Origin of the sequence: Streptomyces sp. NPDC056169, from assembly GCF_042268445.1 — a bacterium.
Lineage (GTDB): Bacteria > Actinomycetota > Actinomycetes > Streptomycetales > Streptomycetaceae > Streptomyces.
Genome location: NZ_JBHJUO010000016.1, coordinates 189,190 through 211,433 on the forward strand (window position 1 = coordinate 189,190; position 22,244 = coordinate 211,433).

Annotated in this window: 17 protein-coding genes; 8 read left to right on the forward strand and 9 right to left on the reverse strand. The window is 71.1% G+C overall.

Annotation, left to right across the window (positions count from 1 at the left end; all coding sequences use genetic code 11):
* Positions 1 to 715 (reverse strand): CorA family divalent cation transporter (locus ACFC0G_RS26855; protein WP_376407532.1); only part of this gene is annotated, 715 nt, incomplete at its 3' end.
* Positions 716 to 850: 135 nt separating this feature from the next.
* Here ACFC0G_RS26855 and ACFC0G_RS26860 point away from each other — a divergent pair.
* The 4 genes from ACFC0G_RS26860 (at position 851) to mshC (ending at position 4,424) form a co-directional block, all read left to right on the forward strand.
* The gene (locus tag ACFC0G_RS26860; RefSeq protein ID WP_376407535.1) at positions 851 to 1,540 is read left to right on the forward strand and encodes a histidine phosphatase family protein; all 690 of its coding nucleotides are present in this window, start codon (positions 851 to 853) and stop codon (positions 1,538 to 1,540) included.
* 67 nt (positions 1,541 to 1,607) lie between these two features.
* Complete coding sequence (locus tag ACFC0G_RS26865; protein WP_376407537.1) at positions 1,608 to 2,198, forward strand: DUF3090 domain-containing protein; 591 nt, start codon at positions 1,608 to 1,610, stop codon at positions 2,196 to 2,198.
* Positions 2,195 to 3,001: an SCO1664 family protein gene (locus ACFC0G_RS26870; RefSeq protein ID WP_376407539.1), complete on the forward strand. Its 807-nt coding sequence runs from the start codon at positions 2,195 to 2,197 to the stop codon at positions 2,999 to 3,001. Before ACFC0G_RS26865 ends, ACFC0G_RS26870 begins: the two co-directional genes overlap by 4 nt.
* A 193-nt stretch (positions 3,002 to 3,194) precedes the next feature.
* Complete coding sequence (mshC, locus tag ACFC0G_RS26875; protein ID WP_376407541.1) at positions 3,195 to 4,424, forward strand: cysteine--1-D-myo-inosityl 2-amino-2-deoxy-alpha-D-glucopyranoside ligase; 1,230 nt, start codon at positions 3,195 to 3,197, stop codon at positions 4,422 to 4,424.
* A gap of 198 nt (positions 4,425 to 4,622) precedes the next feature.
* Here the strand turns inward: mshC and ACFC0G_RS26880 are convergent, their stop codons facing one another.
* The 6 genes from ACFC0G_RS26880 to ACFC0G_RS26905 all read right to left on the reverse strand — a co-directional run bounded on the left by ACFC0G_RS26880 (position 4,623) and on the right by ACFC0G_RS26905 (position 12,029).
* A complete protein-coding gene (locus ACFC0G_RS26880; RefSeq protein WP_376407543.1) occupies positions 4,623 to 5,726 on the reverse strand; it encodes a PAC2 family protein in 1,104 nt (367 codons plus the stop codon).
* A 141-nt stretch (positions 5,727 to 5,867) separates the two neighbouring features.
* Complete coding sequence (locus tag ACFC0G_RS26885) at positions 5,868 to 6,929, reverse strand: LLM class flavin-dependent oxidoreductase (RefSeq protein WP_376407545.1); 1,062 nt, start codon at positions 6,927 to 6,929, stop codon at positions 5,868 to 5,870.
* Between the two features lie 100 nt (positions 6,930 to 7,029).
* Entirely contained in the window at positions 7,030 to 8,634 is a 1,605-nt protein-coding gene (locus ACFC0G_RS26890) for an FAD-dependent oxidoreductase (protein ID WP_376407547.1), read from the reverse strand.
* A 6-nt stretch (positions 8,635 to 8,640) separates the two neighbouring features.
* A complete protein-coding gene (glpK, locus tag ACFC0G_RS26895) occupies positions 8,641 to 10,173 on the reverse strand; it encodes a glycerol kinase GlpK (protein WP_376407549.1) in 1,533 nt (510 codons plus the stop codon).
* Positions 10,174 to 10,207: 34 nt separating this feature from the next.
* Positions 10,208 to 10,966, reverse strand: coding sequence for an MIP/aquaporin family protein (locus ACFC0G_RS26900; RefSeq protein ID WP_376407551.1), 759 nt, complete (start codon positions 10,964 to 10,966; stop codon positions 10,208 to 10,210).
* Positions 10,967 to 11,264: 298 nt separating this feature from the next.
* Positions 11,265 to 12,029 carry an IclR family transcriptional regulator gene (locus tag ACFC0G_RS26905; protein WP_376407553.1) on the reverse strand — a complete coding sequence of 255 codons (765 nt, stop codon included), beginning with the start codon at positions 12,027 to 12,029 and terminating at the stop codon, positions 11,265 to 11,267.
* Between the two features lie 243 nt (positions 12,030 to 12,272).
* On the opposite strand from ACFC0G_RS26905, the gene metH reads away from it, so the two are divergent.
* From metH to ACFC0G_RS26925, 4 genes are all read left to right on the forward strand, one after another.
* Positions 12,273 to 15,803 carry a methionine synthase gene (gene metH / locus ACFC0G_RS26910; protein ID WP_376407555.1) on the forward strand — a complete coding sequence of 1,177 codons (3,531 nt, stop codon included), beginning with the start codon at positions 12,273 to 12,275 and terminating at the stop codon, positions 15,801 to 15,803.
* Positions 15,804 to 16,050: 247 nt separating this feature from the next.
* Positions 16,051 to 16,749: an HAD family hydrolase gene (locus ACFC0G_RS26915; RefSeq protein WP_376407557.1), complete on the forward strand. Its 699-nt coding sequence runs from the start codon at positions 16,051 to 16,053 to the stop codon at positions 16,747 to 16,749.
* A 463-nt stretch (positions 16,750 to 17,212) separates the two neighbouring features.
* Positions 17,213 to 18,802 (forward strand): ABC transporter substrate-binding protein, encoded by a 1,590-nt coding sequence (locus ACFC0G_RS26920; RefSeq protein WP_376407559.1) that lies wholly within the window; start codon positions 17,213 to 17,215, stop codon positions 18,800 to 18,802.
* 77 nt (positions 18,803 to 18,879) lie between these two features.
* The gene (locus tag ACFC0G_RS26925) at positions 18,880 to 20,460 is read left to right on the forward strand and encodes an ABC transporter substrate-binding protein (RefSeq protein WP_376407561.1); all 1,581 of its coding nucleotides are present in this window, start codon (positions 18,880 to 18,882) and stop codon (positions 20,458 to 20,460) included.
* Between the two features lie 124 nt (positions 20,461 to 20,584).
* On the opposite strand, the gene ACFC0G_RS26930 is transcribed toward ACFC0G_RS26925, so the two are convergent.
* Positions 20,585 to 21,259, reverse strand: coding sequence for a response regulator (locus ACFC0G_RS26930; protein ID WP_376407563.1), 675 nt, complete (start codon positions 21,257 to 21,259; stop codon positions 20,585 to 20,587).
* Positions 21,260 to 21,305: 46 nt separating this feature from the next.
* On the reverse strand, positions 21,306 to 22,208 hold the full coding sequence (locus ACFC0G_RS26935) for a RecB family exonuclease (protein ID WP_376407565.1): 903 nt from the start codon (positions 22,206 to 22,208) through the stop codon (positions 21,306 to 21,308).
* Between the last annotated feature and the right edge of the window lie 36 nt (positions 22,209 to 22,244).

The following is a 22,244-nucleotide window of genomic DNA, read 5'->3' on the forward strand; positions in this document are numbered from 1 at the left end:
TGTGGCCCCCCCGCTGTGGGTGGGGCCCGCGGGTTCCGGGGGGGGGGGGGGGGGGGGGCCCCCCCGCCCCCCCCCGGGCCCCCCGGGGGGCGCGCCCCCCCCCCGGGGGCCCCCCCCCCCGCCGGAACTCCAGGACCTGCCGCTTCGCGGTGTAGATCCGCTCCGCGGTGTTCGACGCGGTGCCGCCGGTCGGCGCGAACACGTCCGCCTCCAGCTCCTCCAGGTCCACCTGGAGCTCGCCCGCCACGTCGAGGTAGTGGTCCACGACCGCGTCGCTCACCGCGTACAGCACCGCCGTCGGCCCGTGCCTCAGCACCGCCGGCTCCGCCTCCAGCCGGGTGCGCACCGCCGCCAGCGCGGCTCCCTCGCCGTGCCGGACCGTCACGACGAAGGAGTCGCCGACGAACAGCATCAGCTCGCCGGAGGAGACCCGGTCGCTCTCCGGCTCGTAGACGACCGGCTTGAGCACCACGAACAGCGAGTCGTCGTAGACCTCCAGCTTGGGCCGCTGATGGGCCTTCAGGGCGTCCTCGACGGCCAGCGGGTGCAGCGCGAACTCCGAGGCGACATGGGCGAACTCGGCCTCCGACGGCTCGTGCAGTCCCACCCAGAGAAAGGCGTCCCCCGTCGCCCGTGCCTCGTCCAGCGCGTCGGACAGGTCGGCGGGCCCGGGGGTCCGGCGCCCGTCCCGGTAGATGGCTGAGTCGACGATCACGCGCCGTATTCTCCCCCGCCGTCCCCGACCACGCACGCGCGCGTGCCCGCACCACCCTCTCCCCGCCGTCCACGCGCGCGTGGACGGCGCCGCGAGCCCGGCCTGATCGCCAGGACACCCCCTAGGCTGGCCGGCATGGCCACGTTGATCCTCGTCCGGCACGGACGCTCCACCGCCAACACCTCCGGAGTCCTCGCCGGGCGCATGCCCGGGGTCGCGCTCGACGAGCGCGGTGCGGCGCAGGCCGCCGCGCTCCCCGGGCGGCTCGCGGGCGTTCCGCTCGCCGCCGCCGTCTCCAGTCCCCTCCAGCGCTGCCGCGAAACCCTGCGGCCGCTCCTCGACGCCCGCCCCGAGCTCCCGCTCCACGTCGAGGAGCGGATCAGCGAGTGCGACTACGGCGACTGGTCCGGCCGCAAGCTGGCCGAGCTGAGCGACGAACCCCTCATGGAGATCGTCCAGGCCCACGCCTCCGCGGCCGCGTTCCCCGGCGGCGAGTCCATGCGCGCCATGCAGGCCCGCGCCGTCGAGGCCGTACGGGACTGGAACGCCCGGATCGAGGCCGAGCACGGCGAGGACGCGACGTACGTCATGTGCTCCCACGGGGACATCGTCAAGTCGATCGTGGCGGACGCCCTCGGCCTTCACCTCGACCTCTTCCAGCGCATCCACGTCGACCCCTGCTCGGTCACCGTCATCCGCTACACGCGTCTGCGGCCCTTCCTCCTCCGGCTCGGCGACACCGGCGACTTCGCCGGGCTCGTCCCCCGAGAGGCTCCCGACAGCAGTGGTGCGGCGGAGGTCGGGGGTGGTGCGGGCGCACCGTGATCCCTTCGCGCAGTAGGGTGGACGCGCCGCTGTCGTACGACTGTCGAGACCTTAGGGAGCCGGGAACGTGTCGCGTCAGGTGTTCCTCTACGACCCACCGGAGCGTTTCGTGGCCGGTACGGTCGGATTGCCTGGCCGTCGTACGTTCTTCCTCCAGGCGTCCGCGAGCGGCCGGGTCACGAGCGTCGCCCTGGAGAAGGCGCAGGTCGCCGCGCTCGCCGAGCGCATCGACGAGCTGCTGGACGAGGTCGTGCGCCGTACCGGCGGCAACGCCCCGGTCCCCTCGATCGCGCCCGCCGAGATCGCGGACACCGCCCCGCTCGACGCCCCCGTCGAGGAGGAGTTCCGGGTCGGCACCATGGCGCTCGCCTGGGACGGCGAGGAGCAGCGCCTGATCGTCGAGGCGCAGGCGCTCGTCGAGCTCGACGTGGAATCCGAGGAGGACCTCGCCGAGGCCGAGGAGCGGCTGCTCCAGGACGAGGAGAACGGCCCGCCGATGCTCCGCGTCCGGCTCAGCGGCGCCCAGGCCCGGTCCTTCGCCAAGCGGGCCCTGGACGTCGTCAACGCCGGCCGGCCGCCGTGCCCGCTCTGCAGCCTGCCGCTCGACCCCGAGGGGCACGTCTGCCCCCGCCAGAACGGATACCGCCGCGGAGCATGAGCAGCAGCCCCGAGACCCTGTCGGCCGCCGAGCTGCTCGCCCACGGTGAGCTGACCGTGCGCGGCCGGGTCGGCGAGGCGTCCAACGCCGTGCTCTACTGCTCCGTCGCGTACGAGGGCCGTGAGGCCGCCTGCGTGTACAAGCCGGTCGCGGGGGAGCAGCCCCTGTGGGACTTCCCGGACGGCACCCTCGCGCAGCGCGAGGTCGCCGCGTACGAGATCTCCGAGGCCACCGGCTGGGGCCTGATCCCGCCGACGGTGCTCCGCGAGGGCCCCTACGGGGAGGGCATGGTCCAGCTGTGGATCGAGGCCGACCCCGAGGCGCGGCTCCTCGCCCTCACCGAGGACGACGAGGCCGGGGAGGGCTGGAAGGCCGTCGGGCCCGCCCAGATCGCCGAGGACCGCACCGCGCTCCTCGTCCACGCCGACACCCCGGAGCTCCGCCGCCTCGCCGTCCTGGACGCCGTCATCAACAACGGCGACCGCAAGGGCGGACACCTGCTGCCGGCCCCCGACGGGCGCCTGTACGGCATCGACCACGGGGTCAGCTTCCACGTGGACGACAAGCTGCGGACGCTCCTCTGGGGCTGGGCCGGCGAGGAGCTGCCCGCCGAGTCGGCCGCCGTCCTCGACGGCCTCGACCGCTCCCTGGCGCCCGGAGGGCCGCTCGCGACCCGTCTGGCGGAACTGCTGACCGGGGCCGAGGTGGCGGCGGTACGCGTCCGCGTGGCCGCGCTGCGGGCGAGCGGGCGGCACCCGGAGCCCTCGGGGCTGTGGCCGCCGATCCCCTGGCCGCCGGTCTGAGGCCGAGGTTCCGGCCCCGGCCCCGGCCTTCCGGTTGGCGCGAACAGACCGAAAAGATTCGGCCATCACACGCCGGGCGGGTCTGGACCCCTGGGGGGTATGCACGCACGCCTCCGACCCGCAAGAGCGCCTAATCGGTCAAGATCCCGGATCCGGTTCGTATCCGGAACACCTGTCCGGTTACGCTCGGGTCATGCATGCCTGGCCCGCTTCTGAGGTCCCCGCCCTTCCTGGCAAGGGCCGCGACCTCCGGATCCACGACACCGCGACCGGCGGACGAGTCACCCTCGCCCCCGGCCCCGTCGCCCGTATCTACGTCTGCGGCATCACGCCGTACGACGCGACCCATATGGGTCACGCGGCGACCTACAACGCGTTCGACCTCGTTCAGCGCGTGTGGCTCGACACCAAGCGGCAGGTGCACTACGTCCAGAACGTGACGGACGTGGACGACCCGCTGCTGGAGCGCGCCATCCGTGACGGCATCGACTGGGTCGGCCTCGCCGAGCGGGAGACCGCCCTCTTCCGCGAGGACATGACCGCCCTGCGGATGCTGCCCCCGCAGCACTACATCGGCGCGGTCGAGGCCATACCGGGCATCGTCCCGCTCGTCGAGCGGCTCCGTGACTCCGGCGCCGCGTACGAACTCGAAGGCGACGTCTACTTCTCCGTCGACGCCGACCCGCACTTCGGTCAGGTCTCGAACTACTCCACCGAGCTGATGCGCCACCTCTCCGCCGAGCGCGGCGGAGACCCGGAGCGCCCCGGCAAGAAGAACCCGCTCGACCCGATGCTGTGGATGGCCGCCCGCGAGGGCGAGCCGAGCTGGGACGGCGCCAGCCTCGGCGCCGGGCGCCCCGGCTGGCACATCGAGTGCGTCGCCATCGCCCTCGACCACCTCGGCATGGGCTTCGACGTGCAGGGCGGCGGCTCCGACCTGATCTTCCCGCACCACGAGATGGGCGCCTCCCACGCCCAGGCCCTCACCGGCGAGTTCCCCATGGCCAAGGCGTACGTCCACGCCGGCATGGTCGCCCTGGACGGCGAGAAGATGTCCAAGTCCCGGGGCAACCTCGTCTTCGTCTCGCGCCTGCGCCGGGACGGCGTCGACCCGGCCGCCATCCGGCTCGCGCTCCTCTCCCACCACTACCGCGCCGACTGGGAGTGGACCGACCAGGTCCTCCAGGACGCCGTGGAGCGCCTCGACCGCTGGCGCGCCGCGGTCTCCCGCCCCGACGGCCCGTCCGCCGACGCGCTCGTCGAGGAGCTCCGCGAGGCCCTCTCCGACGACCTCGACGCCCCGGCCGCCCTGGCCGCCGTCGACCGCTGGGCCGCGCTCCAGACGGCCGAGGGCGGCACCGACGAGTCCGCCCCCGGTCTCGTCTCGCGCGCCGTCGACGCGCTCCTGGGTGTCGCCCTGTAGCGAGCCCTGCGGGGTGACTCGCTCGTGCGCAACCGCCCCCGGACTTCCTGACGAAGTCCGGGGGCGGTCGCTTTTTCGCCCCGGAGGCCCGGCGGCCCCGGCCGCCCCGGCTGACGGGCGACTCCGCGACCCTGACGCCCTGACGCCCCGACACGCGAACGGGAGGGGCGCCCCCGGGCACCCCTCCCGTACCGCTGTCTACTTCTCGGAGTCGCCGCTCCCGCTCTCGTCGGACGAGTCGTCGGCGGATCCCTCGGCGGTCCCTCCGGGACCCGGCTCCGCACCGGGCTCGGCACCGGGCTCCGGTACGGAGTCCGGCGGTGTCGACTCCGGACCCGGAGCCGGAGCCTGAGCCGGTCGCTCCGGCTTCGGCGGCCTCGGCCGGCCGCTCCCGGGGTCCCGCAGGAACGGCGAGTCGCCGCCCTCCGTCGCCACCCCGGGGCCGCCCCCGGGCCCGGTGCCCGGTTCACGCCGCCGCAGATAGCGCTCGAACTCGCGGGCGATCGCCTCGCCCGAGGCCTCCGGCAGCTCCGCCGTGTCCCGCGCCTCCTCCAGGGTCTGCACGTACTCGGCGACCTCGCTGTCCTCGGCGGCCAGCTGGTCCACGCCCAGCTGCCACGCCCGCGCGTCCTCGGGCAGCTCGCCCAGCGGGATGCGCAGACCGATCAGGTCCTCCAGGCGGTTGAGGAGCGCCAGCGTCGCCTTCGGGTTCGGCGGCTGCGACACGTAGTGCGGCACCGCCGCCCAGAGGCTCACCGCCGGCACGCCCGCGTGCGTGCACGCCTCCTGGAGGATGCCGACGATGCCCGTCGGACCCTCGTACCGGGTCTCCTCCAGATCCATCGTCCGCGCCAGGTCCGGATCGGACGTCACCCCGCTGACGGGGACCGGCCGGGTGTGCGGGGTGTCCCCGAGCAGCGCGCCCAGGATCACGACCATCTCCACCCCCAGCTCGTGGGCGAAGGCGAGCAGCTCGTTGCAGAAGGAGCGCCAGCGCATCGACGGCTCGATCCCGCGCACGAGCACCAGGTCACGCGGCTTGTCGCCGCCGATCCGGACCACGGAGAGCCGGGTCGTCGGCCAGGTGATCTTCCGGACGCCGTTGTCCAGGAAGACCGTCGGCCGGTTGACCTGGAAGTCGTAGTAGTCCTCGGCGTCGAGGGCCGCGAACACCTCGCCCTTCCATTCCCGGTCCAGATGGGCGACCGCGGTGGAGGCGGCGTCGCCGGCGTCGTTCCAGCCCTCGAACGCGGCCACCATGACCGGGTCGATCAGCTCGGGTACCCCCTCGAGCTCGATCACCCAGCGCCTCCTTTTCGAAGTTCCTGTCGTACGGACCAACCTTACGGCTTTCCGGCGGTCCGTCCGCAGCCCCCGGACGTCCCCGAAAACCCGTGCGGCCTTGATCGACTACCCAGGAACTCGCCTCCGCACACGGCGGTCTCACTCCTCCCAGAGCGTGCTCGGCGCCTCCCTCCGCACGACCGGCGCGATCTCCTCGGCGAAGCGCTGGAGCGTCTCGGTCTGCTCGGCCGTGGACTGGCCGAACGCGTCGACCGTGATGGACTGGAGGTCGTGCCCGTAGTGCTCGTGGTAGCCGAGGATCTTGTCGATGATCCGCTGCGGCGAACCGATCAACTGGGGTCCGCCCGCGATCGCGTCCTCGATCGTGCGGAACGGGGTGTTGTAGCCGGCCTTCCCCTCCAGATGCGGTCGGAAGCTCTGCCGGACCTTCGCCTCGTACAGGTCCCGGTAGCGGGTGACCGCCTGCTCGGTGGTGTCGGCGATGAGCAGCCCGCCCGAACCGGCCGCCACGCGCGCGTGGGCCGGGTCGTGCCCGTACTCCTCGAACTTCTCGCGGTAGTGGGCGATGAGCCGCGCGTACGCCTCCCTCGGCTGGATCGCGTTGGCGGTGAACAGCGGATCGCCGTGCTTCGCCGCGAGCTCGGGGGAGTTGAGGCTGGTCGCCGAGCCGTGCCAGATCCGGGGCGGACCGGCGTACGGGCGCGGCACCGTGGTGACGTTCTTCAGCGGAGGCCGGAACTCGCCCTCCCAGTCGACGCCCTCCTCCGACCAGAGGCGGCGCAGCAGCTCGTACTTCTCCTTCTGGAGGTCCCACTGCCGCTCCTCGTCCAGGCCGAAGAGGTCGAAGTGACCGGCCTCCGCGCCCTTGCCGACGACGAGTTCGAGCCGGCCGCGCGAGAGCTGGTCGAGGGTGGCGTAGTCCTCGGCGACCCGGACGGGGTCGAGGATCGCGACGACGGTGACGCCGGTGAGCAGACGGATCCGGGTCGTACGGGCCGCCAGCGCGGCGAGCAGCACGGTCGGCGCCGAGGAGAGGAACGGGCCCGCGTGGCGCTCGCCGATCGCGTACGCGTCGAAGCCGAGGCGCTCGGCGGTCTCGCCGAGCGTGACGACCTGCTCCAACCGGTCTGCGGCGGAGGGCAGTTCGCCGGTGAGCGGGTGCGGGGAGTGGGGGACGATCGAGAGGACCTGGAATTTCATGCGTCCACTCTGCGCGCGGAGTGTTGCGGCCGTGTGGACGGAGCATGGCACGCCTCGGGGGCGGCCCCTCCAAGAGGAACCGCCCCCGAGAACCGCGGAGTTACTTCCGCAGCATGGACTCGACCCCGGCGCGGACCTCGTCCGTGGCCAGGCCTCGTATCGTCAGCGTCGTGCGGCGGCGCAGGACGTCGTCCGCCGTCTCGGCCCACTCGTGGTCGCGGGCGTAGGCGACCTGCGCCCAGATCTCCGGCGCGTCCGGGTGGATCCGCCGGGCGAGCTCCGGGTTCTCGTTCGCCATGCGGGCGATGTCGAAGGAGAGCGAGCCGTAGTGCGTCGCCAGGTGCTTGGCGGTGTCGGCGGCCATCCGCGGGCCGGGCGCCGGGCCGTCGGAGAGCAGCCGGTGCGCGACCGCGTTCGGGTTGGCGATGCCGGGCAGCGGGAGCCGCTTCGGCAGCGTGGAGACCGACTCGTAGTCGTCGCCCAGCGGGTGGCCCGGGAGGGCCTCCAGCTTCTTCATCACCGTACGGCCGATGTGACGGAAGGTCGTCCACTTGCCGCCGGCCACCGACAGCATGCCGCCGCGGCCCTCGGTGACGACCGTCTCGCGCTTGGCCTTCGAGGTGTCGCCGGGACCGCCCGGGAGCACCCGCAGACCGGCGAAGGAGTAGGTGATCAGATCGCGGGAGAGCTGCTGGTCGCGGATGGAGAAGGCGGCCTCGTCCAGGATCTGGGCGGTGTCCTTCTCGGTGACCTCGACCTGGCCGGGGTCGCCCTCGTACTCCTCGTCGGTGGTGCCGAGGAGCAGCATGTCCTCCCAGGGGAGGGCGAAGGTGATGCGGTACTTGTCGATCGGGGTGGCCAGCGCGGCCTTCCACGGCGAGGTCCGCTTGAGGACCAGGTGCGCGCCCTTGGAGAGCCGGATGGAGGGGGCCGCGTTCGGGTCCTCCATCTTGCGCAGGTGGTCGACCCACGGGCCGGTCGCGTTCAGCACGAGGCGGGCGGTGACGCCGAACTCGTCGCCGCTGGTGCGGTCCTTCAGCTCGGCGCCCGTGACCCGGCCGCGGGTGAAGCGCAGGCCGGTGACCTCGGCGTGGTTGAGGACGGTGGCCCCGGCGTCGACCGCGGCGCGGACCGTCATCAGCGCCATGCGGGCGTCGTTCATCTGGTCGTCGCCGTAGACGGCCACGGCCTTCAGGTTGTCCGTCCGCAGCTCCGGCACGTCCTGCGCGGCCTTGGCGGGGGAGAGCAGGTGCCCGACGCCGTCGCCGAAGGCGGACAGGGCGGAGTACGCGAAGACGCCGGCGCCCAGCTTGGCCGCGCCGTGCGGGCCGCCCTTGTAGACGGGCAGGTAGAAGGTGAGCGGGTTGGCGAGGTGCGGTGCCACCTGGCGGGAGACCGCACGCCGCTCGAAGTGGTTCTCCGCCACCAGCTTCACCGCGCCGGTCTGCAGGTAGCGCAGACCGCCGTGGAGGAGCTTGGAGGAGGCGGAGGAGGTGGCGCCGGCGAAGTCGCCGGCGTCCACCAGGGCCACCCGCAGGCCCGACTGCGCGGCGTGCCAGGCGGTGGAGATGCCCAGGATGCCGCCGCCGATCACCAGGAGGTCGTACGTCGCCTTGGAAAGCTGTTCCCGGGTCTCGGCGCGGCTCGGGAGGGAGCCGGACGCCGGGTGCGTCCCAAGGGCAGGGACGCTCTGCAGGGTGGTCATGTCGATCTACTCCTCGGATGCGTCTTCGAGCCAGCCCATGGAACGTTCCACGGCCTTGAGCCAGCTCTTGTACTCGCGGTCGCGCTTGTCGGCGTCCATGCGAGGGGTCCATTCCGCCGCGCGGCGCCAGTTGGCGCGCAGGGCGTCGGTGTCCGGCCAGAAGCCGACGGCCAGGCCGGCGGCGTAGGCGGCACCGAGGCAGGTGGTCTCGGCGACCATCGGACGCACGACCGGCGCGTCGAGGAAGTCCGAGAGCGTCTGCATGAGCAGGTTGTTGGAGGTCATGCCGCCGTCGACCTTGAGCGCGGTCAGCTCGACGCCGGAGTCCTTCGTCATGGCGTCGGTGATCTCGCGGGTCTGCCAGGCGGTGGCCTCCAGGACGGCGCGGGCGATGTGCGCCTTGGTGACGTACCGGGTGAGGCCGGCGATGACACCGCGGGCGTCGGAGCGCCAGTAGGGGGCGAAGAGGCCGGAGAAGGCCGGCACGAAGTAGGCGCCGCCGTTGTCCTCGACCGAGGACGCGAGGGTCTCGATCTCGGCGGCGGACTTGATGAGGCCCATCTGGTCGCGCATCCACTGCACCAGCGAACCCGTGACGGCGATCGAGCCCTCCAGGGCGTAGACCGGCTTCGCGTCGCCGATCTGGTAGCCGACCGTGGTCAGCAGGCCGCTGTAGGAGTTGATGATCTTGTCACCGGTGTTCATCAGCATGAAGGTGCCGGTGCCGTACGTGGACTTGGCCTCGCCCTCGGCGAAACAGGTCTGGCCGAACAGGGCGGCCTGCTGGTCGCCGAGCGCGGAGGCGACCGGGACGCCGTCGAGGACGCCGCCCCTGACCGTGCCGTACACCTCGGCGGAGGAGCGGATCTCGGGGAGGACGTTGAGGGGGACCCCCATCGACTCGGCGATCTTCTCGTCCCAGGCCAGCGTGTGCAGGTTCATCAGCATGGTGCGCGAGGCGTTGGTGACGTCGGTGACGTGCACACCGCCGTCGGCGCCGCCCGTGAGGTTCCAGATGACCCACGAGTCCATCGTGCCGAAGAGGATGTCGCCGGCCTCGGCGCGCTCGCGCAGGCCCTCGACGTTGTCGAGCATCCAGCGGATCTTCGGACCGGCGAAGTAGCTCGCCAGGGGCAGTCCGGTCTCGCGGCGGAAGCGGTCCTGGCCGACGTTGCGGCCGAGCTCCTTGCAGAGGGCGTCGGTGCGGGTGTCCTGCCAGACGAGGGCGTTGTGGACGGGCTCACCGGTGTTCTTGTCCCAGAGCAGCGTGGTCTCGCGCTGGTTGGTGATGCCCACGGCCTTGACGTCGGAGGCGGCGATGCCGCCCTTCGTCAGGGCGCCGGCGACGACCTCCTGGACGTTGGTCCAGATCTCGGCGGCGTCGTGCTCGACCCAGCCCGGCTTCGGGAAGATCTGCTCGTGCTCCTTCTGGTCGACCGAGACGATCCGGCCGTCCTTGTCGAAGACGATGCAGCGCGAGGAGGTGGTGCCCTGGTCGATGGCCGCGATGAAGGGGCCGGACGTGTGTGCGTCGGTCACGGTGTGCTCCAAGGGGGTCTGGAAGAAGGACGGCTCAGGCGAACGCGATGTTGTAGATACCCGCGGCGATGGCGCCACCGATCAGCGGACCGGCGACCGGGATCCAGGCGTAGCTCCAGTCGGAGCCGCCCTTGTTCGGCAGCGGGAGCAGGGCGTGCACGATGCGCGGGCCGAGGTCACGGGCCGGGTTGATCGCGTAGCCCGTCGGACCGCCGAGCGAGAGGCCGATGGAGACGACGACGAAGGCGGTGATGAGCGCGCCTATGACGCCGAGGCCCTTGCCGCTGTCGTTGAGGCCCTGGGTGAGCACGGCCAGGACCAGCACGACGGTGCCGATGATCTCGGTGGCCAGGTTCTGCCAGGTGTTCCGGATCTCGGGGCCGGTGGAGAAGATGCCGAGCACCGGGCCGGGGCCCTCGACCGGCTTCTCGCCGACCGTCTCCGGGTCCCTGAGGTGGGCCTGGAACTGTCCGTAGTAGGCCACCCAGACCAGCGCCGCGCCGATCATCGCGCCGAGCATCTGGCCGGCGATGTAGACGGGGACGTTGTCCCACTCCCCGTCCTTGATCGCGATTCCGACCGTGACGGCGGGGTTCAGATGGGCGCCGGAGAGGGAAGCCGTCATGTAGACGGCCGTCATGACGGCGAAGCCCCACCCGAAGGTGATCGCGAGCCAGCCCGCGTTGCGGGCCTTCGAGCTCTTGAGCGTGACGGCGGCACAGACGCCACCGCCGAGCAGGATGAGTACGGCGGTACCGATGGTCTCGCCGAGGAAGATGTCGGAGCTGGACACCCGCGACTCCTTTGTCCTTCGTCCAGGGGAAGGCGAACCCCGGGTCCCACCGGTGGTCCGCGCCCTCGTGTGAGGGCGTTACCGGCCCTTGGCACTGCCACACTCTAGCGTGTGATTGCCGTTAGGTGTTCGGCAATGCCGACCGGTGAACGGAAGTTTTGCCCCCGGGTTAACAGCGCGTCAAGGGTCCGGGATGCGAAAAACCCGCCGATAACGGGATCGTTACCGACGGGTTCGGTCGTACGGGTTCAGTTGTGGAGGGACGGGTGCCCGGCCGGGTCGGAAGCGCCGGGTCGCGTCAGAAGCGGCCGGCCCCCAGGTCCCGGGAGACCGCGCGGGCGCAGTCCCGTACCGCCGCCACCAGTTCGGGCCGCAGCTCCCCGCCCGGACAGAGCCGCTCCACCGCGCCCGTGACAGCCACCGCGCCCACCGGCATCCGCCGCCGGTCGTGGATCGGCGCGGCCACCGAGGCCACGCCCTCCCAGGTCTCCTCCACGTCCGCCGCCCAGCCCTTGGCCCGGGTGAGGTCGAGCAGGGACTCGAAGGCGGGGAGCTCCGTCGTCGTCCGGGGCGTGAACGCCTCCCGGTCGACCTCCAGCACCTCGCTGTGCGCCACCGGGTCGTAGGCCGAGAGGACCTTCCCGAGCGCGGTGGAGTGCAGCGGCTGCATGGCCCCCACCTCCAGGACCTGACGGCTGTCGTCGGGCCGGAAGACGTGGTGCACGATCAGGACGCCCCGCTGGTGCAGCACCCCCAGGTGCACGCTCTCGCCGCTCGACCGCGCGAGGTCGTCCGTCCAGACGAGGGCCCGGGCCCGCAGCTCGTGCACGTCCAGATAGCTGTTGCCGAGCCGCAGGAGCTCCGCCCCCAGCTGGTAGCGGCCCGAGGTCGGCTCCTGCTCCACGAAGCCCTCCGCCTGGAGGGTGCGCAGGATCCCGTGGGCCGTGCCCTTCGCGAGCCCCAGCGAGGACGCGATGTCGGACAGGCCGAGCCGGCGCTCGCCGCCCGCGAGCAGTCGCAGCATCGCAGCCGCCCGTTCAAGCGACTGGATGTTCTTCGCCATCGCCCGGCCCTCTCCCTCTTAACGCTGTTCGACAATGCTGAACACTATCGGTCGATGCCGACCTTGGCTCACACATGACAGTGTCGGTCAAGAACGGGCCTTACCGGGAGTCCCCGCACACAGGATGCCGTCCGCCCCGTGGGACACCATGTCCACCCCGGGGTAAGCACGGTTACGCTGGCCCCGTGCACCCTCCACCGAGAGTGCAAAGCCGACAGCCGTCGCATCCCAGGGAGCTCATCCATGGCCTCGTTGCCGACCCCTTCCGCTGACAGCCGGAACCGCGCCGCAGCCCTCCGTGAGGCACTCGCCACCCGAGTGGTCGTCGCCGACGGAGCCATGGGCACCATGCTCCAGGCCCAGGACCCCACCCTCGAGGACTTCCAGGACCTCGAAGGCTGCAACGAGATCCTGAACGTGACCCGGCCCGACATCGTCCGTTCGGTCCACGAGGCGTACTTCGAGGTCGGCGTCGACTGCGTCGAGACGAACACCTTCGGCTCCAACCACTCGGCGGCCGGCGAGTACGAGATCGCCGACCGCATCTTCGAGCTCTCCGAGGCCGGCGCCCGGATCGCCCGCGAGGTCGCCGACGAGTACGGCGCCAAGGACGGCCGCCAGCGCTGGGTGCTGGGCTCCATCGGCCCCGGCACCAAGCTGCCCTCCCTCGGCCACACCACGTACGACGTGCTGCGCGACGGCTACCAGCAGAACGCCGAGGGCCTGCTGGCCGGCGGCGCCGACGCCCTGATCGTCGAGACGACCCAGGACCTGCTCCAGACCAAGTCGAGCCTGATCGGCGCGCGCCGGGCGATGAACGCCCTGGGCGTGGACGTCCCGCTGATCTGTTCGCTCGCCTTCGAGACCACGGGCGTCATGCTGCTCGGCTCGGAGATCGGTGCGGCGCTGACCGCCCTGGAGCCGCTCGGCATCGACATGATCGGCCTGAACTGCTCCACCGGTCCGGCCGAGATGAGCGAGCACCTGCGCTACCTCGCCCGTCACTCGCGTACGCCCCTGATGTGCATGCCCAACGCCGGCCTGCCCGTGCTGACCAAGGACGGCGCGTACTTCCCGCTGACGCCGCCGGAGATGGCCGACGCCCAGGAGAACTTCGTCCGCGACTACGGCCTGTCGCTGATCGGCGGCTGCTGCGGCTCGACGCCCGAGCACCTGCGCCACGTCGTCGAGCGCGTGCAGGGCGTCACGCCCCCCGAGCGCACTCCCCACCCCGAGCCCGGCGCCGCCTCGCTCTACCAGACCGTGCCGTTCCGCCAGGACACCGCGTACATGGCGATCGGCGAGCGGACGAACGCCAACGGCTCGAAGAAGTTCCGCGATGCCATGCTCGAAGCCCGCTGGGACGACTGCGTCGAGATGGCCCGCGACCAGATCCGCGAGGGCGCGCACATGCTCGACCTCTGCGTGGACTACGTCGGCCGCGACGGCGTCGCCGACATGGAGGAGCTGGCCGGCCGCTTCGCCACCGCCTCCACCCTGCCGATCGTCCTCGACTCCACCGAGGTCGACGTCATCCAGGCCGGCCTGGAGAAGCTCGGCGGCCGGGCCGTCATCAACTCGGTGAACTACGAGGACGGCGACGGCCCCGAGTCCCGCTTCGCCAAGGTCACCCGCCTGGCGCAGGAGCACGGTGCCGCGCTCATCGCGCTCACCATCGACGAGGAGGGCCAGGCCCGTACCGTCGAGCACAAGGTCGCCATCGCCGAGCGGCTCATCGACGACCTCACCGGCAACTGGGGCATCCACGAGTCGGACATCCTCATCGACACCCTGACCTTCACCATCTGCACCGGTCAGGAGGAGTCGCGCAAGGACGGCATCGCCACGATCGGGGCGATCCGCGAGCTGAAGCGGCGCCACCCGGACGTCCAGACCACGCTCGGCCTGTCGAACATCTCCTTCGGCCTCAACCCGGCCGCGCGCATCCTCCTCAACTCGGTCTTCCTCGACGAGTGCGTGAAGGCCGGTCTCGACTCGGCGATCGTGCACGCCTCGAAGATCCTGCCGATCGCCCGCTTCGACGACGAGCAGGTCACGACCGCTCTCGACCTGATCTACGACCGGCGACGCCCCCAGCAGGGGGACGAACCCGCCTACGACCCGCTGCAGAAGCTGATGGCGCTCTTCGAGGGCGTCAACACCAAGTCGATGAAGGCCGGCAAGACCGAGGAGCTCCTCGCGCTGCCGCTCGACGAGCGGCTCAAGCGCCGGATCATCGACGGCGAGAAGAACGGCCTGGAGGCGGACCTCGACGAGGCCCTCACCTCGCGGCCGGCCCTCGACATCGTCAACGAGACCCTCCTCGACGGCATGAAGACCGTGGGCGAGCTCTTCGGCTCCGGCCAGATGCAGCTGCCGTTCGTGCTCCAGTCGGCCGAGGTCATGAAGACCGCGGTCGCCCACCTCGAACCGCACATGGAGAAGTCGGACGCCGAGGGCAAGGGCACCATCGTCCTCGCCACCGTCCGCGGCGACGTCCACGACATCGGCAAGAACCTCGTCGACATCATCCTCTCCAACAACGGCTACAACGTCGTCAACATCGGCATCAAGCAGCCCGTCTCCGCGATCCTGGAGGCCGCCGAGGAGCACCGGGCCGACGTCATCGGCATGTCGGGTCTCCTGGTGAAGTCCACCGTGATCATGAAGGAGAACCTCCAGGAGCTGAACCAGCGCGAGCTGGCGGCCAAGTACCCCGTGATCCTCGGCGGCGCGGCCCTCACCCGGGCCTACGTCGAGCAGGACCTCCACGAGATCTACCAGGGCGAGGTGCGGTACGCCCGCGACGCCTTCGAGGGCCTGCGCCTCATGGACGCCCTCATCTCCGTCAAGCGCGGCGTCCCCGGAGCCGCCCTGCCCGAGCTCAAGCCGCGCCGCGTCGCCAAGCGCGACACGCCGGCCCTCCAGGTGGAGGAGCCGGAGGAGCCCGGCGGCCGCTCCGACGTGGCCGTCGACAACCCCGTCCCCACCCCGCCGTTCTGGGGCACCCGCGTGGTCAAGGGCATCCCGCTCAAGGACTACGCCTCCTGGCTCGACGAGGGCGCCCTCTTCAAGGGGCAGTGGGGCCTCAAGCAGGCCCGCGCGGGCGGAGCCACGTACGAGGAGCTCGTCGAGAGCGAGGGCCGGCCGCGGCTGCGGGGCCTCCTGGAGAAGCTGCACACCGAGAACCTGCTCGAAGCGGCCGTGGTCTACGGGTACTTCCCCTGCGTCTCCAAGGGCGACGACCTGATCATCCTCGACGAGGCGGGCAACGAGCGGACCCGCTTCACCTTCCCGCGCCAGCGCCGGGGCCGCCGCCTGTGCCTCGCGGACTTCTTCCGCCCGGAGGAGTCCGGCGAGACCGACGTCGTCGGCCTCCAGGTCGTCACCGTCGGCTCGAAGATCGGCGAGGCCACGGCCAAGCTCTTCGCGTCCGACTCCTACCGCGACTACCTGGAGCTCCACGGCCTGTCCGTCCAGCTCGCCGAGGCCATGGCCGAGTACTGGCACGCCCGGGTCCGCGCCGAGCTCGGGTTCGGCGGCGAGGACCCGGCCAAGGTCGAGGACATGTTCGACCTCAAGTACCGGGGCGCGCGCTTCTCCCTCGGGTACGGGGCCTGCCCCGACCTGGAGGACCGCGCGAAGATCGCGGACCTGCTGCAGCCGGAGCGGATCGGTGTGCACCTGTCGGAGGAGTTCCAGCTCCACCCCGAGCAGTCGACCGACGCCATCGTGATCCATCACCCCGAGGCGAAGTACTTCAACGCACGGTGACCGTCTCCGGAGGCGGCGACGCCGACCGGCGAGGCGACTACGCCTACCGGTGTGGCGACGACGACCGGCGAGGCGACTACGCCCACCGGTGTGGCGACGACAGCGACCGTCGCGGCGACGACCGGGCGTAAATCTCGGCGTCGCCGCTGATCGAGACGTACACTTGTCGGTCCAGTGCAGGCCGGTCCTCCTCCCCGTACCGGGGAGGGAGGCCGGCCTTCTCGTCCCTCCAAGGAAGGTGTGCCGGATGACCAGTACGGTCCCCGCGTCCCTGTTCCGCACGAACGGAAGCTCCGCGCTGCAGGCGGTCTTCCTCGACATGGACGGGACCCTCGTCGACACGGAGGGGTTCTGGTGGGACGCCGAGGTGGAGGTCTTCGCCGATCTCGGGCACCGGCTGGACGAGGCCTGGCGCGACATCGTCGTCGGCGGCCCGATGACCCGCAGCGCGGGCTACCTCATCGAGTCCACCGGCGCCGACATCACCATCGAGGAGCTGACGGTCCTGCTCAACGAGAAGTTCGAGCAGCGCATCGGGCGGGGCGTCCCGCTCATGCCCGGCGCCGAGCGTCTCCTCGCCGAGCTGGCCCGGCACAACATCCCCACCGCCCTGGTCTCCGCCTCGCACCGGCGGATCATCGACCGGATCCTCGCCTCGCTCGGCCGGGACCGCTTCGCGCTCACCGTCGCCGGGGACGAGGTCGTCCGCACCAAGCCGCACCCCGAGCCCTACCTGACGGCCGCGCGCGGCGTGGGCGCCGACCCGACCCTGTGCGCCGTCATCGAGGACACGGCGACCGGTGTGGCGGCTGCGGAAGCGGCGGGCTGCCGGGTCGTCGCGGTGCCCTCCGTCGCCCCGATCGCGCCCTCTCCCGGCCGGGTCGTCGTGCGTTCGCTGGAGGAAGTCGACGTGCCCTTCCTGCGCACTCTGATCACCGGAATCTGAGCTTCTTCTGAGCTTTCTCCGTTGAATGCGCTTTCACGCGCAGAAATCACCCAGGCCATTCACCGATAAAGCCTCCACGTGACCTTCGTCACCCAGAGTGCTCGACGGTGGGTGGCCTGGTCGCGTTTCGCGCCCGGAATCGCCTGGTTTCGCCGATCCCATGTGTCCCGGTTCGAGGGTCCCCGTCCGCATCACGGCGCCGCATGACTATCGAGCCTCCCGCATTCCGATCACCGTGCGATTACCCCCGAGCCTGCCCGCGGTCGGGCAATAGCGGCGGCGCCCACTAATCTTTTCCGAGTACTTCGCCGCATAACCGCGTGCACCGGCGCATACCCAAGTCGCCGTGAACACAGGACCGATCGCAACACCCGGCCCGATCGCTCCCGCCCCGACCGGGCGGCCGGCGGCGGAGTGTCCACAGACCACTGCATCCCAGTGCCGGATGAGGAGAACGTCCCTGATGAACCGCAAGACCCTGGTGCTGCCCGCCGCGGCCGTACTGCTGACCCCCCTGCTCGCCGCCTGTGGCGGAGCCGAGGACGGCAGAGCCATCGTTGTCGGCACCACGGACCAGTTCATCGCGACCGGGGACGCCCCCGCCCCCCTCGACCCGGCCTTCGCCTACGACACCGGCACCTGGAACATCCTGCGGCAGACCGTCCAGACCCTGCTGCACGTGCCCCGCGGCGGCGGCGAGCCCGTCCCCGAGGCCGCCCAGACCTGCGGCTTCTCCGACAAGGCCAGCGAGAGCTACCGCTGCAAGCTCCGCTCCGGCCTCACCTTCGCCGACGGCACGCCGGTCACCGCCGAGGACGTCAAGTACTCCATCGAGCGCGTCCTGCGGATCAAGTCGGACAACGGAACGGCCGCGCTGCTCTCCAACGTCGACACCGTCGAGACCAAGGGCGCCGACGAGGTCGTCTTCCACCTCAAGGCGCCGGACGCCACCTTCCCGTACAAGCTGGCCACCCCGGTCGCCGGCATCCTCAGCAAGGACAAGTACGCCGCAGGGAAGCTCCGTGACGGCTTCGACGTCGACGGCTCGGGCCCGTACACCATGAAGGTCGAGCGTGAGGGCGAGAAGGCCGCCCGCTTCGTCTTCACCAAGAACCCGAAGTACAAGGGCGACATCGTCCCGCGCAACGACAAGGTCGAACTGCGCGCCTTCGCCGACGCCGGCGCCATGGGCAAGGCCCTGGAGAGCGACGACATCGACATGATGGCCCGCTCCCTGTCGCAGAAGCAGATCAAGGACCTCACCGAGACCCCCAAGGAGAGCATCCGGGTCACCGAGGTCCCCGGTCTGGAGATCCGCTACCTCGGCTTCAACACCAAGGCCCCCTCCGTCAAGGAGAAGGCCGTGCGCCAGGCCATGGCCGCCGTCGTCGACCGGGGCGCTCTCGTCAACGGCGTCTACGGCCCCACCGCCCAGCCGCTCTACTCGCTGATCCCCTCCAGCATCACCGGCCACGCGACCCCCTTCTACGACGCGTACGGCGACCCCGACACCCAGCGCGCCGCCAAGATCCTCAAGGACGCCGGCGTCACGACCCCGGTCAAGGTGACCCTCAACTACACCACCGACCACTACGGTGCCGAGACGGCCCAGGAGTTCGAGGCGCTCAAGAAGCAGCTCGTCGCCAGCGGCCTCTTCGACGCCACCACCCGCGGCGCGGAGTGGTCCACCTTCCGACCGGCCCAGAAGCGCGGCGACTACGCCGTCTACGGCCTCGGCTGGTTCCCGGACTACCCGGACCCGGACAACTACATCGCTCCGTTCCTCGACAGCGACAACTTCCTCAACACCCCGTACGTCAACAAGGTCGTCCGCGACCAGCTCATCCCGCGGTCGCGCCGCCAGGCCGACCGCACCGCCGCCAGCCCCGTCTACGAGCAGATCCAGAAGATCGTCGCCGAGGACGTACCCGTCCTGCCGCTGTGGCAGGGCAAGCAGTACGTGGCCGCGCGCGACGACCTCACCGGAGTCGAGTACGCGCTCAACACCTCGTCCGACCTGCTGCTCTGGGAACTGGGCCGCGGCACCGCATAACCCCCTCGACTGGATCGGTTACACCGGCCGCGCACCAGCGCGCGGCCGGCCTGGCAAGAGATCAAGAGGCAAGTTCTGTGAAGGCACACAACAAGTGGCTGACCGCCCCGCTCGCCGCGGGACTGTCCGCCGCCCTCCTCAGCGGTTGCGGCACCGAGCAGGGCGGGGGCGCCGGCTCGGGCGGCGGCATACGCGTCGGCATGTCCGACGAGATCCTCGCCACCGACCCGGCGGCCGGCTACGACCCCGGCTCCTGGCTGCTGTTCAACAACGTCTTCCAGTCCCTGCTGGCCTTCCCCAAGGGCAGCTCCGCGCCCGAGCCCGAGGCCGCCGACAAGTGCGGCTTCGCCGCCGGCAGCAAGGTCTACACCTGCACCCTCAGGGACGGCCTCACCTTCTCCAACGGCAACCCGCTCACCTCGAAGGACGTCAAGTTCTCCTTCGAGCGGGCCCTCAGGATCGCCGACCCGTCCGGTCCCGCGCCGCTGCTCTCCACGATCGACTCCATCGAGACCCCCGACGAGCGGACCGTCGTCTTCCGCCTCAAGGTCCCGGACGCCACCTTCCCCAGCAAGATCGCCTCCGGCGCCGGCTCCATCGTCGACCACCGGGACTACCCCGCCGACGCCCTGCGCACCGACGGCAAGGCGACCGGCTCCGGCCCCTACAAGCTGGACTCCATCAGCGAGACCGAGGCCACCTTCTCCGCCAACGGCGGCTACCGGGGCTCCGCCAAGCCCAAGAACGACGCCGTCACCCTCAAGCTCTACGGCGGGGACCGCGCGGCCCTCTCCAAGGCCCTCGCCGACGGCGACCTCGACGTCGCCTACCGAGGCCTCTCCGCCGACGACATCGCCGCCCTCGAAGCCTCCGACACCACCGACGACCGGGGCTTCGAGGTCACGCAGGGCAGCAGCGCCGAGGTCCAGCACCTCGTCTTCAACATGAAGGACCCCGTCGTCGGCAAGCTCGGCGTCCGCCGGGCCATCGCCCAGCTCGTCAACCGCGAGGCCCTCGTCGAGGACGTCTACAAGTCGACGGCCACGCCGCTCTACTCGATCGTCCCGGCAGGCGTCGCCGGCCACAACACCGCCTTCTTCGACGCCTACGGCAGCCCCGACAAGGCCAAGGCGAAGAAGGCCCTGCGCGACGCCGGCATCACCGACAAGGTGAAGCTCACCCTCTGGTCCACGCCCAGCCGCTACGGCCCGGCCACCGACCAGGAGCTCAAGGCCATCGCCGGCCAGCTCAACGCCAGCGGCCTCTTCGACGCCGACGTCAAGTCCGTCGCCTTCGACCAGTACGAGAAGGACATCGCGGCCGGCAAGTACGGCGTCTACGTCAAGGGCTGGGTCCCCGACTACCCCGACGCCGACAACTTCACCGCCCCCTTCTTCGGCGAGGGCAACGTCCTCGGCAACCACTACGAGAACACCGCCATCACCGGCGGCATCCTCCCGAAGACCGCCGCGCTCGCCGATCGCGCCGCCACCGCCGACGAGTACGGGCAGCTCCAGGACATCGTCGCCGAGCAGGTCCCGATCCTCCCGCTCTGGCAGGGCAAGCAGTACGCGGTCGCCCGCGACGACGTCACCGGCCTCGAATGGACCCTCGACGCCTCGACCGTGTTCCGCTTCTGGGAGCTCAAGAAGGGCTGAGCCGGCTCCCAGGAAGCCCGGAGACGGCCCTGAGGCAGCCCTGGCACAGGTGAAACGACGAGGGGCCCGGCGCGCGACACGCGCACCGGGCCCCTCGCCGCACCTCGTCGGCGGCGCGACCGCGCTACTGGTTGCCGCCGGGCCGCACCAGACCGCTCTCGTACGCGTACACCGCGGCCTGCACCCGGTCCCGCAGGCTCAGCTTCGTCAGCACATGGCCCACGTGCGTCTTCACCGTCGTCTCGCTGACGAACAGATCCGCCGCGATCTCCGCGTTCGACAGGCCCCGCGCCACCAGCTTCAGCACCTCGACCTCGCGATCGGTCAAGGTGCTCAGCGTGTCCGGGACCTGCTCCTCGCCCGTCGGCAGATGCGCCGAGTACTTGTCGAGCAGCCGGCGCGTGATCGACGGCGCCAGCATCGCCTCGCCCGCCGCCACCACGCGGATCGCCTGCACCAGCTCGTTCGCCGGGGCGTCCTTCAGCAGGAAGCCGCTCGCCCCCGCCCGCAGCGCCTCCACCACGTACTCGTCCAGATCGAACGTGGTCAGCACGAGCACCTTCGCCGGACCGTCCCGACCCGGACCGGTGATCTGCCGGGTCGCCTCCACGCCGTCCATCCGCGGCATGCGGATGTCCATCAGCACCACGTCCGGCTGGAGCGCGCGCACCTGCTCCTGCGCCTGGAGACCGTCACCGGCCTCGCCCACCACCGCGATGTCCTGCTCCGCCTCCAGAATCATCCGGAAGCCGGTGCGCAGCAGCGGCTGATCGTCGACCAGGAGGACGCGGATCGTCACAAGGGCTCCTTCAGAGGGCGGGCCGGGCTCACGAGGTGCGCCGCCGTCACGGGGCCGGCGGCGCCGGGTCCATTCTGCCCTGCCCGGATTCGCCCGACTCCGGCGGGCGCGCGGAAACGATCTTCAGTGGATACACCGGGGGAGTCCCGCCGAACTCCGGACAGACCTCCTGATGGTCGCACCAGCCGCACAGCTTCGTCGGCCGCGGCCGCCAGTCGCCCGTCTCGGTCGCCAGCCGGATCGCGTCCCACAGTGCCAGGAGCTTCCGCTCCACCCGCAGCAGGTCCGCCTCCACCGGGTCGTACGTCAGCACGTCCCCACTGCCCAGGTAGACCAGCTGCAACCGCCGCGGCAGCACCTGCCGCAGGCGCCACACCACCAGCGCGTAGAACGTCATCTGGAACAGCGCGCCCTCGCGGTACTCGGGCCGGGGCGCCTTGCCCGTCTTGTAGTCGACGATCCGCACGTCACCCGACGGCGCCACGTCGACCCGGTCGATCACTCCGCGCAGCCGCAGCCCCGAGTCCAGCTCCGTCTCCACGAACAGCTCGCGCTCGGCCGGTTCGAGCCGCGTCGGATCCTCCAGCGTGAACCACCGCTCGACCAGCCGCTCCGCCTCGCCGAGCCAGCCCGCGAGCCGCTCGCCCTCCGGGTCCTCCGCGAACAGCTCGCCCAGCTCCGGCTTCGACTCCAGGAGTCGCTCCCACTGCCCCGGAACCATCGCCTTCGCCCGCGGCGCCGTCCGCTCCGCCGCCTCGTCGTCGAAGAGCCGCTCGAGCACCGCGTGCACCAGAGTGCCCCGCGTCGCCGCCGCACTCGGCTTCTCCGGCAGCCGGTCGATCACCCGGAACCGGTACAGCAGCGGACACTGCATGAAATCGCTCGCCCGCGACGGCGACAACGACATGGGCGCCCGGGGCTCCGCCGGCACCTGCTCGCTCGTACTCATGCCACAGACCCTACGACCCGCCACCGACAGCGAGCG